Annotated in this window: 11 protein-coding genes; 7 read left to right on the top strand and 4 right to left on the bottom strand. The window is 73.5% G+C overall.

The genetic code is table 11. The annotated features are described in order from the left end of the window. Positions 1-65: 65 nt before the first annotated feature. A complete protein-coding gene (locus AC27LF_RS12540; protein WP_479664816.1) occupies positions 66-539 on the top strand; it encodes a homocysteine S-methyltransferase family protein in 474 nt (157 codons plus the stop codon). 140 nt (positions 540-679) lie between these two features. On the opposite strand, the gene AC27LF_RS12535 is transcribed toward AC27LF_RS12540, so the two are convergent. Beyond that, a complete protein-coding gene (locus tag AC27LF_RS12535; RefSeq protein ID WP_479656396.1) occupies positions 680-2563 on the bottom strand; it encodes an AAA family ATPase in 1884 nt (627 codons plus the stop codon). Between the two features lie 433 nt (positions 2564-2996). Further along, positions 2997-3662 (bottom strand): uridine kinase family protein, encoded by a 666-nt coding sequence (locus AC27LF_RS12530; protein WP_479656395.1) that lies wholly within the window; start codon positions 3660-3662, stop codon positions 2997-2999. Positions 3663-4033: 371 nt separating this feature from the next. Between AC27LF_RS12530 and AC27LF_RS12525 the strand changes: the two genes are divergently transcribed. The 3 genes from AC27LF_RS12525 (at position 4034) to AC27LF_RS12515 (ending at position 6393) form a co-directional block, all read left to right on the top strand. Then, positions 4034-5404: a peptidase C39 family protein gene (locus AC27LF_RS12525; protein WP_479656394.1), complete on the top strand. Its 1371-nt coding sequence runs from the start codon at positions 4034-4036 to the stop codon at positions 5402-5404. A 140-nt stretch (positions 5405-5544) separates the two neighbouring features. Then, positions 5545-5682, top strand: a complete 138-nt coding sequence (locus AC27LF_RS12520) for an SCO1431 family membrane protein (protein ID WP_479656393.1) — start codon at positions 5545-5547, stop codon at positions 5680-5682. Between the two features lie 18 nt (positions 5683-5700). Then, positions 5701-6393, top strand: a complete 693-nt coding sequence (locus tag AC27LF_RS12515; protein ID WP_479656392.1) for a TetR/AcrR family transcriptional regulator — start codon at positions 5701-5703, stop codon at positions 6391-6393. A gap of 49 nt (positions 6394-6442) precedes the next feature. Here AC27LF_RS12515 and AC27LF_RS12510 read toward each other — a convergent pair whose 3' ends face one another. Beyond that, positions 6443-7684, bottom strand: a complete 1242-nt coding sequence (locus AC27LF_RS12510; RefSeq protein ID WP_479656391.1) for a glycoside hydrolase family 18 protein — start codon at positions 7682-7684, stop codon at positions 6443-6445. 338 nt (positions 7685-8022) lie between these two features. Here AC27LF_RS12510 and AC27LF_RS12505 point away from each other — a divergent pair, with 338 nt between their 5' ends. Then, positions 8023-9198 (top strand): acyl-CoA dehydrogenase family protein, encoded by a 1176-nt coding sequence (locus AC27LF_RS12505; RefSeq protein WP_479656390.1) that lies wholly within the window; start codon positions 8023-8025, stop codon positions 9196-9198. A 659-nt stretch (positions 9199-9857) separates the two neighbouring features. On the opposite strand, the gene AC27LF_RS12500 is transcribed toward AC27LF_RS12505, so the two are convergent. Next, positions 9858-10295 carry a hypothetical protein gene (locus tag AC27LF_RS12500; protein WP_479656389.1) on the bottom strand — a complete coding sequence of 146 codons (438 nt, stop codon included), beginning with the start codon at positions 10293-10295 and terminating at the stop codon, positions 9858-9860. A gap of 257 nt (positions 10296-10552) precedes the next feature. Between AC27LF_RS12500 and AC27LF_RS12495 the strand changes: the two genes are divergently transcribed. After that, a complete protein-coding gene (locus tag AC27LF_RS12495; RefSeq protein WP_121888443.1) occupies positions 10553-10993 on the top strand; it encodes an Lrp/AsnC family transcriptional regulator in 441 nt (146 codons plus the stop codon). A gap of 457 nt (positions 10994-11450) precedes the next feature. Further along, entirely contained in the window at positions 11451-13064 is a 1614-nt protein-coding gene (locus AC27LF_RS12490; protein WP_479656388.1) for an amidohydrolase, read from the top strand. Positions 13065-13370 lie beyond the last annotated feature (306 nt).

Raw genomic sequence — 13370 nt, 5'->3', positions numbered from 1 at the left:
TCGCGGTGTGGCGGGCGGCCGGCGCCCGGCTGATCGGCTGCTGCTGCGGGATGGGGCCGCCGGCCATGGCGGCGAACCGGAGGGGGCGCTGGCCGGTTGAGCCGGGTGTCGCCGCGCGGGTCACTGGCGAGCCGGTCGTCGTCCACCCCGGCGGTGGCGAGTCCTGGGGTGGCGTGGCCCATGCCCGGGAGGGCCGCGTCGGCTTCCGCGCGCGGCGGGTCGCGGTGTGGCGGGCGGCCGGCGCCCGGCTGATCGGCTGCTGCTGCGGGATGGGGCCGCCGGCCATGGCGGCGAACCGGAGGGGGCGCTGGCCGGTTGAGCCGGGTGTCGCCGCGCGGGTCACTGGCGAGCCGGTCGTCGTCTACCCCGGCGGTGGCGGGTCCTGGGATGGCGTGGCCCGCGCCGGGGAGGGCCGCGTCGGCTTCCGCGCGCGGCGGGTCGCGGAGTGGCGGGCGGCCGGCGCCCGGCTGATCGGCTGCTGCTGCGAGATGGGGCCGTCGGCCATCGCGGCGATCGCGCGGATCCTGGAGGCGGTCTGAGCGACGCGGGTGTCGTCAGCCGCGTCCCGGTGGTCCCGCAGCGGCCGCTCGACCTCGTCCACCGGTCTCCCGGGCCGGTCCGCGGCCCACCGGACACCACGGCGTCCGGGCGCTGCGCGGCACGGAAGTCGTCGCGTGGGTCACAGGGCCGACGGATCCTGCGGCCCGCGCCCCGACAGCACCTCCCCGTACGCCTGCATCAGATCGGGCAGCCGCAGCGTCGCGAGGTCGTCCCGGGACAGCGCACCGGGGTAGCCCGACAGCCGCAGATCCCGGTAGGCGCAGCTCTTCTCGTACAGGGTGCGCAGAAACCGTCCGTTGCCCAGCTCGTCGATCCACCCCTGGTCGACCACATGCCCGGCGATGGAGCGCAGTTCCTCCAGGGCCTCCTCGTCCCACGCGTCCCCGTTCTCCGCGGCCAGCACCTCGCCGATCGCGGTGAGTTCGAGCGGCCGGTACGAGGGGAAGTCGACGCGGGAGGTGAAGCGGGAGGACAGCCCGGGGTTGGCGGCCAGCAGCCGGTCCATGCCCTCGGGGTAGCCGGCCAGGATCACCACCAGGTGGTCCCGGTTGTCCTCCGCCCGCTTGAGCAGCACCTGCAGTGCCTCGTCGCCGTAGGCGTCGCCCTTGCCGTAGCCGGAGTTGGACAGCGAGTACGCCTCGTCCACGAACAGCACGCCGCCGATCGCGGAGTCGATCAGCTCGTTGGCCTTCACGGCCGTCTGGCCCAGGTACTCGCCGACCAGGTCGGCCCGCTGTGCCTCCACGAGGTGGTCGCCGCCGAGCAGTCCGAGCGCGTAGAAGACCCGGCCGAGGATCCGGGCGACGGTGGTCTTGCCGGTGCCCGAGGGGCCGGAGAAGACGAAGTGGCGTTTCGGCGGCTGGACCGGCAGCCCCTGGCCGGCCCGCAGCCGTGCCATGTTCAACTGCGCCGACAACGCCTTGACCTGGCGTTTCACCGGTTCCAGCCCGACCATGCGCTCCAGTTCGGCAAGCGCCTCCTCCAGCAGGGCGGGATCGGTGGGCCCCGTGGGCAGCGGCGGCGACGGCACGCCCGTCTTCTGGCGCACCGCCGGATCGGTCACCGACGGCGGCGGGCCGGCCGGCGGCAGGTCGGGCTCGGGCAGCCGCAGGTCGCGGCCCTCGCCGCCGAAGAGGGGGTCGAGCACGTCCGGGCCGTCCACGCTGTCCTGTCCGGCCCCGGTGAGCATGATCGCCGCGAGGTCCGCGGCGTCGTCATACCCGTCGTATCCGTCGTATCCGTCGCCCTCGGCGATCGCGGCGAGCCGGGCCGAGGTGTCCATGAACGCGGGGTCGACCCGGTGCACGGCCCGGTACAGGGGGAGGGCGGCGGCGCTGCGGCCGGTGCCCTCGTGGGCGCGGGCCAGCCAGTAGCGCAGCTCCTTGCGCTGCGGCTGCTCGCTGCGGCAGCGCATCAGAGCCGCCGACAGCAGCGGCTCCGCCTGGCCGTACATCTCCAAGCGGACCCGGGCCATGCCGCCGAACAGGCCCGCCTCGATGCCGAGCAGGGCGTCGTCGAGCAGCGGGTCGGTGTGCCGGACGAGCTGTTCCCAGTCCTTGACGAGATACGCGCGGCAGGCGTGCAGAAAGCGGACCTGCGGGTCGGTGTCCACGGGTGGCAGCCCGGCCAGCGCCCGGTCGAGCTCCGGCACATGGCGGCCGTCGAGCCAGTGCGAACAGTGCGCGAGCAGCAGGTCGCGCGGGCTCTCCAGCACCGGCTGCACCCACCAGCCCAGCCAGTACCAGGAGTTGAGGCTGCGGCGGTGCCGGGCCCGCTGTTCCCCGAACCGGTCGCGGTGCCGGAACATCCGCAGCAGCGCGGTCGTCGTGTCGACGCGCAGCGCGTGCAGCCCGAGCCAGGCGTCCGCCATCCCGGGATCCATCCGCACCGCGGTGCGGAACTCCTCCTCCGCCTGCGGATAGGCGCCCACGGTGTAGGCGTCCACGCCTCGCAGCCAGGCGAGGTCGGCCGGGGCTTTGGGGCCCTGCGTGCCGAAGTCCATCACGTCCCCCACAGACCGTGCCCCCGTTGGTTCACCGCCGGGCGGCTGCCCGGCGGCCGCCTCTGGTCGAACCGCTGTGCCGCGGACCGGAGTTGCAGGTGCGCGAAGCAGCCGTTCGTAGGTCGCACCAGGGGCATCGTACCCGCGCGTCGGGTGCGCGCCGAAGGGTGCCGCACGGCCCGTTTGACGAGGTGGGAGCAGATGGGGCGCACACGGCGACAGTGACCCAGGGTGATCGGATCGCCGCGTTGGGCGTCCGCGGGGTGGGCTACGGGCAGAACGAAGCCCCCGGTCACGGGGGAACAACCGGGGGCTTCGCGTCTGTCGGGCGGCTCCGAGGGGCCGCACATTGAGAACGTAAGTCCTGTACGGCCCCCGGGTCAAGCGGAGTTGAAGCACTCGAAGAAGTTCTCACGCAAGGGCCTTCACAGATTCAGCACATAGCGGATGGTCCATCACGGTGCGTGACGTTCGGTGCGGATCCATGGGCCGCGGCGGGTCCCGGCAGCACCTCGTACCCCTTGGGCAACTGGCGCACCAGCAGGTCGGCATGGGGGCGCGAGGGGTCGTCGGCGAAGTGCCGGCGCTCCGCCTCGACCCAGCGGGCCCAGAACTCCCGCTGCTCGCTACCGTCCCGTCGGCGGCCACGGGTCCAGGAGTCCTCGCGCGCCAACTCCATCCACAGCAGGCGGGCCAGATACGGCCGCAGCGCGCGACGGCCGGCCCCGACGCCCTCGACGAGGACGACGGGCGCGGCCGGCAGCGCGCGGGGCGGGCCGAAGGAGCGGGCCCGCCAGTCGTAGGGCGCGTACGCCGCGCTCTCGCCCCGGGCCAGCGGCTCGATCACCTGGGTCAGCAGCCGCCCGGTCCAGCCGAACAGCTCGTCGTGGCTGGCGATGTCGTCCAGGTGCAGCACCGGTGCCCCGCCCAGCGCGGCGGCCAACGCCCCCGCGAACGTGGACTTTCCCGAGCCGGCGTGGCCGTCGACGCCGATCAGCCGGACCGGACCGCAGGACGGCGCGAGGCCGCGCAACCGGGCGGCGAGGTCGTGAATGACGGTTCCTCCGGGGTCGAGAGAGGGGGGACTTTCCGGGATCATCCTAAGCAGGCCCGGTGAAGTCCGCTGCCGGCCGACAGCGCCCTGAAGGGGCGCGGGGCCGTGTCGACAGGCGGCTCCGCCGCGCGGGCCCGGCCGGCCACGTCGGTGCCGCAGACGACCGACGGCATAACGCGGCATTCCCGGCGGAGCGTTCGGTGACGCCCCCGCGGGCCCCTCATGGCGGCCGTGCCAGTGGACGAGACCAATAATCATGGGCGTGGCATGGCCCGAAAAGCTGGCAGGGGCATGCCCTCTGATCCATAGTTGGCGCACAACCGCACGGCGATCGAGCCGACGGGCGGCACCGCCCGGGGGCCGGACCGCCGTGGACCGGACCCGTCCCGACTCGGACCCTGGGGGTGCTTTTGCCCATGAGCAGAGCCGAACAGCCGTCCCGCAGAACCGTCCTGGCCGCCGCGGTCGCCGCCGCGGTGACCTCCGGCGCGGTCGTCACCGACGCGGGGCCGGCGGGCGCCGCGACCGTCCCCGACGCCGAGGAGCCGGGCCCCGACCGACCCGTCGACAACCGCGCCTGGACCACGTACCGCGACTGGCGTTCCGGCGTCGCCGAGGGCGTCGTGGCCGTCGCGGGGGTCCGCCCCGGCGTGGTGATCGGCGCCCCCGCGGGCACCACCGACTACACGGACCCGCACACCGGCACCACCGCCGCCTGGGAGTACGCCACCTGGACCTCCCCGGTCCAGCACCTCCGCGTCCCGGCCACCGAGGCCATCGCCTCCTGGAACGCGCGCACCCCGGACGGCACCTGGATCCAGATCGAGCTGCGCGGGACGTACTCCGACGGCACGGACACACCCTGGTATGTGATGGGCCGCTGGGCGGCAGGCGACCAGGACATCAAACGGACCTCCATGGACGGCCAGTCCGACGGCAGAAGCAGCATCTGGACGGACACCTTCGCCGTCGACGACGCCGCCTCCGGCCTGCGGCTGGTGTCCTACCGGCTGCGGCTCACCCTGTTGCGCAGGCCCGGCTCGCAACTGACCCCCACCGTCTGGCGGCTCGGCGCGATGGGCTCCGACATCCCCGACCGCTTCACCGTCCCGGCCGCCCCGCACCGCGTCGCGAAGGAGCTGATCGTCCCGCGGTACTCGCAGGAGGTGCACGCGGGCCAGTACCCGGAGTACGACAACGGCGGCGAGGCATGGTGCAGCCCCACCTCCGCGCAGATGATCATCGAGTACTGGGGCGGCCGGCTCACCCCCGAGCAGCTGTCCTGGGTCGACCCGAGCTACGCCGACCCGCAGGTGGACCACGCCGCCCGCCACACCTACGACTACCAGTACCGGGGCTGCGGCAACTGGCCCTTCAACGCCGCCTACGCGGCCACGTTCCGGGGTCTGCAGGGCGTGGTCACCCGGCTCGGCTCGCTCACCGATCTGGAGCGGCTGATCGCGGCCGGCATCCCGGCCATAACGTCCCAGTCGTTCCTCAGGACCGAGCTGACCGGGGCCGGGTACGGCACCTCCGGGCATCTGATGACCGTGATCGGCTTCACCGCCGAGGGCGATGTGATCGCCAACGACCCGGCATCGCCGAGCAACGAGGCGGTGCGCCGCGTCTACCTCAGGCGGGAATGGGAGAACATCTGGCTCAGGACCAAGCGGTACAACGCCGCTGGTTCGGTGGTCTCCGGCACCGGCGGCGTGTGCTACCTCTTCTTCCCGGTCCGTCCGACGCCGCGCCAGCGCGGGGCGCTCGCGGCGGTGGGCGTGCGCTGAGGCGGGCGGCACGGCCCCCGGGCGCGCGGGGGGCCCTGCGCCTGTGACCAACCTCTCCGCCGCACGGGCCGCGTGCGGTGGCATGGTGGACGGCACGGTGGGGGGAGTCCAACCAGCACAGCCGACCCCAGTGAGACGCCATGACCGCACACTCAGCCGCCGCCCGCACCCGCACGGGCGGTCCCCGCGACGACGGCCCGAAGATCCTCGAACACGTCCTGGGCTGGACCCTGGTCGCGGTCGTGGCGATGCTCGTGACCCAGCTGGGGCTGCTGTGACGTTCTGACATACTGCGGATGTCCCGCAGCCCGTTGAGACCAGGGTCCGAATTGCCTATCGACCAACAGCCCGCCGTCGCCCGGCCGCGGGCGCGCGGCACCGAGCGCTCGCTGGCGCGCCGTGCCGAACTCATCGCCATCGGGCGGAAGTTGTTCGCAGACACCTCCTACGACGCGCTCTCCATGGACGACATCGCCCGGCAGGCACATGTCGCCAAGGGACTGATCTACTACTACTTCCGGTCGAAGCGCGGCTACTACCTGGCGATCATCGAGGACTCCGTCGCCCACCTGGTCAGCCACGCCGCGAGCGGCCTTGACCTGCCGGCCGCGGACCGTGTGCACCGCACCATCGACAGCTATCTGCGCTACGCCGAGCACCACCAGGCGGCCTACCGCACCATCGTCAGCGGCGGCGTCGGCTTCGACGCCGAGGTGCACGCCATCCGGGACGGCGTGCGCGAGGCGATCGTCACGACCATCGCGCAGGGCGCGTACGGCCGCGGGGACATCGCGCCGCTGGCCCGGATGGGACTGCTCGCCTGGGTGTGCAGCGTCGAGGGCGCCACCCTCGACTGGATCGCCCGCCCCGAACTGCCCCGCGACATCGTGTGCCAGTTGCTGGTGAAGACGCTCGGCGGGGCCCTGCGCGCCATCGAGGAGTTGGACCCGTCCTATCCGGCGCCGGCGCCGGCCCGCCGCGACGGCTGAGGCGGGGCGGGCCCTTCGGCCCCGCCCCGCCCGCCCGGCCGCGCCGGACTCAGTTGATGGCCTTGATCAGTTCGCCGTTCGAGGTGTCCCCGCTCAGCTCCCAGAAGAAGGTGCCGCCGAGCCCCTGCTGGTTCTTGTACGTCATCTTCGAGCCGATGGTCGACGGGGTGTCGTAGCTCCACCAGTCGTTGCCGCACTTGGCGTAGGCGGTGCCGCCCACCGTGCCGGTCGCCGGGCACTTTGTCTTGAGTACCTTGTAGTCGTCGATGCCCTGCTCGTAGGTCCCCGCCGCCGGGCCGGTGGCCGTGCCGCCCGGGGCGGCCTGGGTGACGCCGGTCCAGCCGCGGCCGTAGAAGCCGATGCCGAGCAGCAGCTTGGCGGCCGGAATGCCGAGGCCGGTCAGCTTGGTGATGGTCGCCGAGGTGTGGAAGTCGGCCTTCGGGATGCCGGCGTAGGAGGTCAGCGGCGAGTGCGGGGCCGTCGGACCGGCCGCGTCCCAGGCGCCGAAGAAGTCGTACGTCATCGGGTTGTACCAGTCGACGTACTGCGCGGCGCCCGCGTAGTCGGCCGCGTCGATCTTGCCGCCGCTCGTCGCGTCGGCGGTGATCGCCGCGGTCACCAGGCTGCCGGAGCCGAACTTCGTACCCAGCGCCGCCATCAGGTTCCGGAAGGCGTCCCGGCCGCTGCTGTCACAGGTGTTGCCGCAGGCGTTCGGGTACTCCCAGTCGATGTCGATGCCGTCGAAGACGCCCGCCCACTTGGAGTTCTTCACCAGGTCGTAGCAGGACTGGGCGAACGCGGCGGGGTTCTTCGCGGCCTCGCCGAAGCCGCCGGACCAGGTCCAGCCGCCGAAGGACCACAGGATCTTCAGGCCCGGGTGCTTCTTCTTCAGCTTGAGCAGCTGGTTGAAGTTGCCGCGCAGCGGCTGGTCCCAGGTGTCCGCGACGCCGTCCACGGACTCGGCGGCGGTGTAGGCGCGGTCGGTCGCGGCGTAGGAGTCGCCCATCGCGCACTTGCCGCCGGTGACGTTGCCGAAGGCGTAGTTGATGTGGGTCAGCTTGGCGGCCGAGCCGGAGGTCTCGATGTTCTTGACGTAGTACTTGCGGTCGTAGGTGCCCCATTCGGTGAAGTAGCCGACGACCTTGGAGCCGGCCGCGGCCGCCCTGGGCGCGGTGGGGGAGGCGGCCGTGGCGGTGCTCGCTCCGGCCAGCAGCCCGGCGCCGAGGACGGCGCAACACGCGGCGGACAGCAGCGCCCGCAGGGGACGGCGGGAACGGTGGGACATGTGCATCGGTGTGTCTCCTCGTGGGGGAGAGGGGAACGCGTGCCGATTGGCATGAACGCGATCAATCGGTGCTGCGAGAGATTAGGAGGACTAGACCAGTCGGGTCAATGGTTCGGACCAATTTCGTGGGGCGGGAGCCGCCCGGAAGTTTCTTGAAGTAAGCGGTCGTTAACCGGTGACGGAAGGGTCCCGATCGGGCATACTCACAGCGCACAGCCGCTGGTCAGCCGCTTCCGCGACCCGGGAGCGCGCACCTCGGCCGGAACCGCGGAAGACCAGGCGGCGCCGCCCCACCCAAGGCGCACGTCCGCCGATGCGCCCGACACAGGGAGGAGACCGCCGACATGTCCGACCGCGCCCCTCAGCCGGTGGAGCGTCAGCTGCCCACGGACGAGGCCAGGGACCTGATCTCGCTCGTCCGCGAGATAGCCCACCGCGAGATCGCCCCGCGGGCGGCCGAGGAAGAGGACGCCGGCCGCTTCCCGCGTGAGGTCTTCACCCTGCTCTCCGAGTCCGGCCTGCTCGGCCTGCCCTACGACTCGGAGCACGGCGGCGGTGACCAGCCGTACGAGGTCTACCTCCAGGTCCTGGAGGAACTGGCCGCGGCCCGGCTCACCGTCGGACTCGGGGTCAGCGTGCACACCCTGGCCTCCTTCGCGCTCGCCGCCCACGGCACCAAGGAGCAGCGGGCCGAGCACCTGCCCGTGATGCTCGGCGGCGGGCTGCTCGGCGCCTACTGCCTGTCCGAGCCGTCCTCCGGCTCGGACGCCGCCTCGCTGCGCACCAAGGCGGTGCGCGGCGCGGACGGCGACTGGGTGATCACCGGCACGAAAGCCTGGATCACACACGGTGGCATCGCCGACTTCTACACCGTGATGGCCCGCACCGGCGAGGACGGCCCACGCGGGATCACCGCCTTCCTGGTGCCCGGCGACGCCGAGGGCCTGAGCGCGGCGGCACCCGAGAAGAAGATGGGCCTGAAGGGCTCGCCCACCGCGCAGGTCCACTTCGACGGCGTGCGGGTGCCCGACGAACGGCGCATCGGCGAGGAGGGCCAGGGCTTCGGCATCGCGCTGTCCGCGCTCGACTCGGGGCGACTCGGCATCGCGGCCTGCGCGATCGGCCTGGCCCAGGCGGCGCTCGACGAGGCCGTCGGCTACGCCACCGGCCGCAGGCAGTTCGGGCGGCCGATCTCCGACTTCCAGGGCCTGCGCTTCCTGCTCGCCGACATGGCCACCCAGATCGAGGCGGGCCGGGCGCTGTACCTGACCGCCGCCCGGCTGCGCGACGCGGGCCGCCCGTTCGCCAAGCAGGCGGCCATGGCCAAGCTGCACTGCACCGACACCGCGATGCGGGTGACCACCGACGCCGTCCAGGTCCTCGGCGGGTACGGCTACACCGCCGACTTCCCGGTGGAGCGCTACATGCGCGAGGCCAAGGTCCTGCAGATCGTCGAGGGCACCAACCAGATCCAGCGGATGGTCATCGCCCGCCACCTCGCGGGGCCCGAGACTCACTGATCCGGCCCGGGCCACCCGGCAGGGCCGCAAGCCGCACCCACTCCGGGTCGTCGCGGCCCGGCAGGGTGCGGCCCCGGTCGGCCCAGGCGCGCAGCAGATCGCGGTAGATGGGCGGGTCCTGGGGCGGGGGCGGGAGAACCGGTTCCGCGGTCCGGTGGACGAAGAGCCGGCGCGGCCGGCCGGTTGTCGATTGCGTGCGGGACATGCCTGGGCAACGCCGCCGCGGCCACCCGGGTCACCGCCCGCCGCATTCGACCGTGCGTTCACCCCGTCCGCCCTCACCCGAAGACCGGCCGCACCGAGGTGCCCGGAGACACCGCGAGGCCGCCGCGCAAGGTGCCTACGGCGCCGGGTGGTTCGGCCGACAGGCCCGCTCACCGGTGAAGGAGGGCCGGTTCGACCGGTCGGCCGGGCCGGTGCCGCGGAAGACCGCCGAAACCGTGCTCACCCACAAGGGCGTGCGCATCGGACACGTCGGTCAGGGCGGCTTCGTCCCCGTCGTCCGTGACCGGGAGAGGTGGCGCGCACCCCGCGCCCCGCGCATCGCCGCCGGCAGCCGCGCTTCACCGAAGCCGCCGTGCCGGCGGGCCGGGCGCATCGTTCCTGCACCACAGCCTGAGCGCCATGGTGCGGAAGTGGTCCGGACGGGGCGCGGCGGCTCAGGCGGCCTGGCCGCGCATCGTCGGCACGCGCATCGGGCGCGAGCCCGGGCCGCCGACGTGCGAGAAGGGCTGCGTGCGCCAGTTCAGACCCTGCGGCAGCGTGAGCAGCAGGGCGGTGTCCTGCTCCTGGGGAGCGAACGACTCGTCCGCGGAGCGGGCCTCGGCGGCCGAACGGCCGGTGCCCGCGCACACCGTGAGACCGAACGGGTTCCACGGCGAGGCGCACAGCGCGTGCTCCGGCAGCACGTCCTCGTCGGCCAGCAGGGCGATGGGCTGCGCGCAGTCCGGGCAGATCACCCGGTACATCTCGAAGGTGTCGTAGGCGTCGAGTTCGTCGCTGTCGTAGGCGTCGGATTCGACGCCCTCCGGCTGCGGCTCGACCGCCGGCTGCTGCCGCTTGGACGCGGTACGACCAGGGCGCTTAAGACTCTGCATGGGATTCTCCCCCTCGGGCTGGGCCGTGAAGGCGCTGCGGCCTCGACCACAGCAAGCACTTCCCGTCCGCTCTCGGCGGTAATCACGAGAACATCACGGAGCCCGTCCGGTGGGTGTGGCGTTCGTCACATGCCGTGCGCAGGTGCCCGATGCGGCGCATTTGTCCCTCCGTCGGCCCCCGCGCACATCACAAACCGGCTATGACCTGGGTTGCCCGGGTATCCGAGCAGATCAAGCGCACTGTAGGTTTTGGCGCCATGGAGGAGCTGGACCGTCAGATCGTGCAGCTGCTCGTCAAGGACGGGCGGATGAGCTACACCGACCTGGGCAAGGCCACGGGCCTGTCCACGTCGGCCGTGCACCAGCGGGTGCGCCGGCTGGAACAGCGCGGTGTCATCCGCGGCTACGCGGCGGTCGTCGACCCCGAGGCCGTCGGGTTGCCCATGACCGCCTTCATCTCCGTGAAACCCTTCGACCCGAGCGCGCCCGACGACATCGCGGACCGCCTCGCCGGCGTCCCCGAGATCGAGGCGTGCCACAGCGTCGCCGGCGACGAGAACTACATCCTCAAGGTGCGTGTGGCCACACCGCACGAACTGGAGGAACTGCTGGCCCGGCTGCGCACGCTGGCGGGCGTGTCCACCCGTACGACGGTGGTGCTGTCGACGCCCTACGAGGCCCGGCCGCCGAGGATCTGAACCACACCGCTCCCCGGACTCGCCGCACGCCAAGGCCGCCGCACTCCCCGCCGGTGCCGCCTTGCGAGGCCCGGCCGCCGAGGATCTGAACCACACCGCTCCCCGGACTCGCCGCACGCCAAGGCCGCCGCACTCCCCGCCGGTGCCGCCTTGCGAGGCCCGGTCGCGGAAGATCTGAGCCGCCCCGCTCCCGGGACTCGGCGCACGCCAAGGCTGCCGCAGTCCCCGCCGGTGCCGCCTTGCGAGGCGCGGCGGCGGGGGGTCTGAGCCGCCCCGCTCCCGGGACTCGGCGCACGCCAAGGCTGCCGCAGTCCCCGCCGGTGCCGCCTTGCGAGGCGCGGTCGCGGAGGGGCTGATCCGGACTGCTCCCCGAGGCCGGCGCGCGCCAAGGTCGCCGCAGCTTTCCGGCGCCGCCCCGGGTGCCGTCGAGCCGGTCGTGCGCGAGAGACTGTGGGGCATGAACGAGCGCCCCGCCGACCCGAAGACCGTTCTCCTGCGCCGCGGAGAAGTGCACAGCCCCGCCGACCCCTTCGCGACCGCCATGGTGGTGGAGCGCGGCCAGGTCGCCTGGGTCGGTTCCGAGGGCGCCGCCGACGCCTTCGCGGACGGCGTGGACGAGGTGGTCGACCTGGACGGCGCCCTGGTCACCCCGGCCTTCACCGACGCCCATGTGCACACCACCGCCACCGGCCTCGCCCTCACCGGCCTCGACCTGTCCGCCGCCGGCACCCGCGAGGCCGCGCTCGACCTCGTACGGGACTTCGCCGCCGCCCGCCCCGGCGACCGGGTGCTGCTCGGGCACGGCTGGGACGCCGCCCGCTGGCCCGGCGGCCGGCCGCCGACCCGCGCGGAACTGGACGCGGCCACCGGCGGGCGCCCGCTGTACCTGTCCCGCATCGACGTCCACTCGGCCGTCGTGACCACCGCCCTGCTGGACCTCCTGCCGGACCCGGTCACCCGCGAGGACGCGCCGCTGACCGGTGACGACCACCACGCCGTGCGGGCCGCCGCGTTCGCGGCCGTGACCCCCGCCCAGCGTGCCGAGGCGCAGCGGGCCGCCCTCGCGCGGGCCGCCTCCCTCGGCATCGGCACCCTCCACGAGTGCGGCGGCCCGCGGATCTCCTCCGAGGACGACTTCACCGGCCTGCTGCGGCTCGCCGCGCGCGAGCCCGGCCCGCGCGTCGTCGGCTACTGGGCCGAACAGGGCGACGAAGGCGTCGCGAAGGCCAGGGAACTCGGCGCGCTCGGCGCCGCAGGCGACCTGTTCGTGGACGGCGCCCTCGGCTCCCACACCGCCTGTCTGCACCAGCCCTACGCCGACGCCGGCCACACCGGCACCGCCTACCTCGACGCCGCAGCGGTCACCGCGCATGTGATCGCCTGCACCGAGGCGGGCCTCCAGGCGGGCTTCCACGCCATCGGGGACGCCGCCGTGACGGCCGTGGTCGAGGGCGTGCGGGCCGCCGCCGACAAGGTCGGCCTCCCCCGCATCCGCGCCGCCCGGCACCGGGTGGAACACGCCGAACTGCTCACCCCCGAGACCATCGCCGGCTTCGCCGAACTGGGCCTGACCGCCTCCGTCCAGCCCGCCTTCGACGCCCTGTGGGGCGGCGAGGACGGCATGTACGCGCGGCGGCTCGGCCCGCGGCGGGCCCGTGCGCTCAACCCGTTCGCGGCCCTGCTGCGTGCGGGCGTCCCGCTCGCCCTCGGCTCCGACAGCCCCGTCACGCCCCTCGACCCCTGGGGCACGGTCCGCGCGGCGGCCTTCCACCGCACGCCCGAGCACCGGATCTCCGTGCGCGCCGCGTTCACCGCGCACACGCGCGGCGGCTGGCGGGCCGTCGGCCGGGACGACGCGGGCGTCCTGGTGCCCGGGGCGCCCGCCGACTACGCGGTGTGGCGCACCGACGCGCTCGTCGTCCAGGCCCCCGACGACCGCGTCGCGCGCTGGTCGACCGACCCCCGCTCGGGCACCCCCGGGCTGCCCGACCTGACCCCCGGCCATGACCTTCCGGTCTGTCTGCGCACCGTGGTGGGCGGCCGGACGGTGTTCGTACGCCCGGGCGAGTGATCTCCGGGGGCGGCGGTGCCTGCGCCGCCGCCCGCCCTCGCGTCGCGCGACCTGCGCATCCTCCGTACCGCACGCGAACAGGCCGGTATCGGTGCAGGTCAGACGGCTGTTGACAGGCTGCGGCCGAGGGCCGGTAGGTTCGGCCGAGTCCACCACCGGACGCCCGACCGGGGAGGTTCCGCGCACACGTCGCAGCGCCGCTGGGTCAGGGACGGTGTGCCGCACGGGGCACCGTCGCTGGGAACCAGGCTCAGCGCCCGCGCCGACGAGGGAACGTTCCGGCCGGTCGGGGAGGTGCGACCCGGG

This window comes from Streptomyces diversicolor, from assembly GCF_057537855.1.
The sequence above is the reverse complement of the archived record's forward strand: the minus strand, read 5'-3'. Positions and strand labels throughout refer to the sequence as shown.

What these genes read in the sequence shown, in the direction of transcription:
- AC27LF_RS12540 (WP_479664816.1), top strand. Translation starts at nt 66, where the DNA reads ATGGCGGCGAACCGGAGGGGGCGCTGGCCGGTTGAGCCGGGTGTCGCC.
- AC27LF_RS12535 (WP_479656396.1), bottom strand. Translation starts at nt 2,563, where the DNA reads ATGGACTTCGGCACGCAGGGCCCCAAAGCCCCGGCCGACCTCGCCTGG.
- AC27LF_RS12530 (WP_479656395.1), bottom strand. Translation starts at nt 3,662, where the DNA reads ATGATCCCGGAAAGTCCCCCCTCTCTCGACCCCGGAGGAACCGTCATT.
- AC27LF_RS12525 (WP_479656394.1), top strand. Translation starts at nt 4,034, where the DNA reads ATGAGCAGAGCCGAACAGCCGTCCCGCAGAACCGTCCTGGCCGCCGCG.
- AC27LF_RS12520 (WP_479656393.1), top strand. Translation starts at nt 5,545, where the DNA reads ATGACCGCACACTCAGCCGCCGCCCGCACCCGCACGGGCGGTCCCCGC.
- AC27LF_RS12515 (WP_479656392.1), top strand. Translation starts at nt 5,701, where the DNA reads ATGTCCCGCAGCCCGTTGAGACCAGGGTCCGAATTGCCTATCGACCAA.
- AC27LF_RS12510 (WP_479656391.1), bottom strand. Translation starts at nt 7,684, where the DNA reads ATGCACATGTCCCACCGTTCCCGCCGTCCCCTGCGGGCGCTGCTGTCC.
- AC27LF_RS12505 (WP_479656390.1), top strand. Translation starts at nt 8,023, where the DNA reads ATGTCCGACCGCGCCCCTCAGCCGGTGGAGCGTCAGCTGCCCACGGAC.
- AC27LF_RS12500 (WP_479656389.1), bottom strand. Translation starts at nt 10,295, where the DNA reads ATGCAGAGTCTTAAGCGCCCTGGTCGTACCGCGTCCAAGCGGCAGCAG.
- AC27LF_RS12495 (WP_121888443.1), top strand. Translation starts at nt 10,553, where the DNA reads ATGGAGGAGCTGGACCGTCAGATCGTGCAGCTGCTCGTCAAGGACGGG.
- AC27LF_RS12490 (WP_479656388.1), top strand. Translation starts at nt 11,451, where the DNA reads ATGAACGAGCGCCCCGCCGACCCGAAGACCGTTCTCCTGCGCCGCGGA.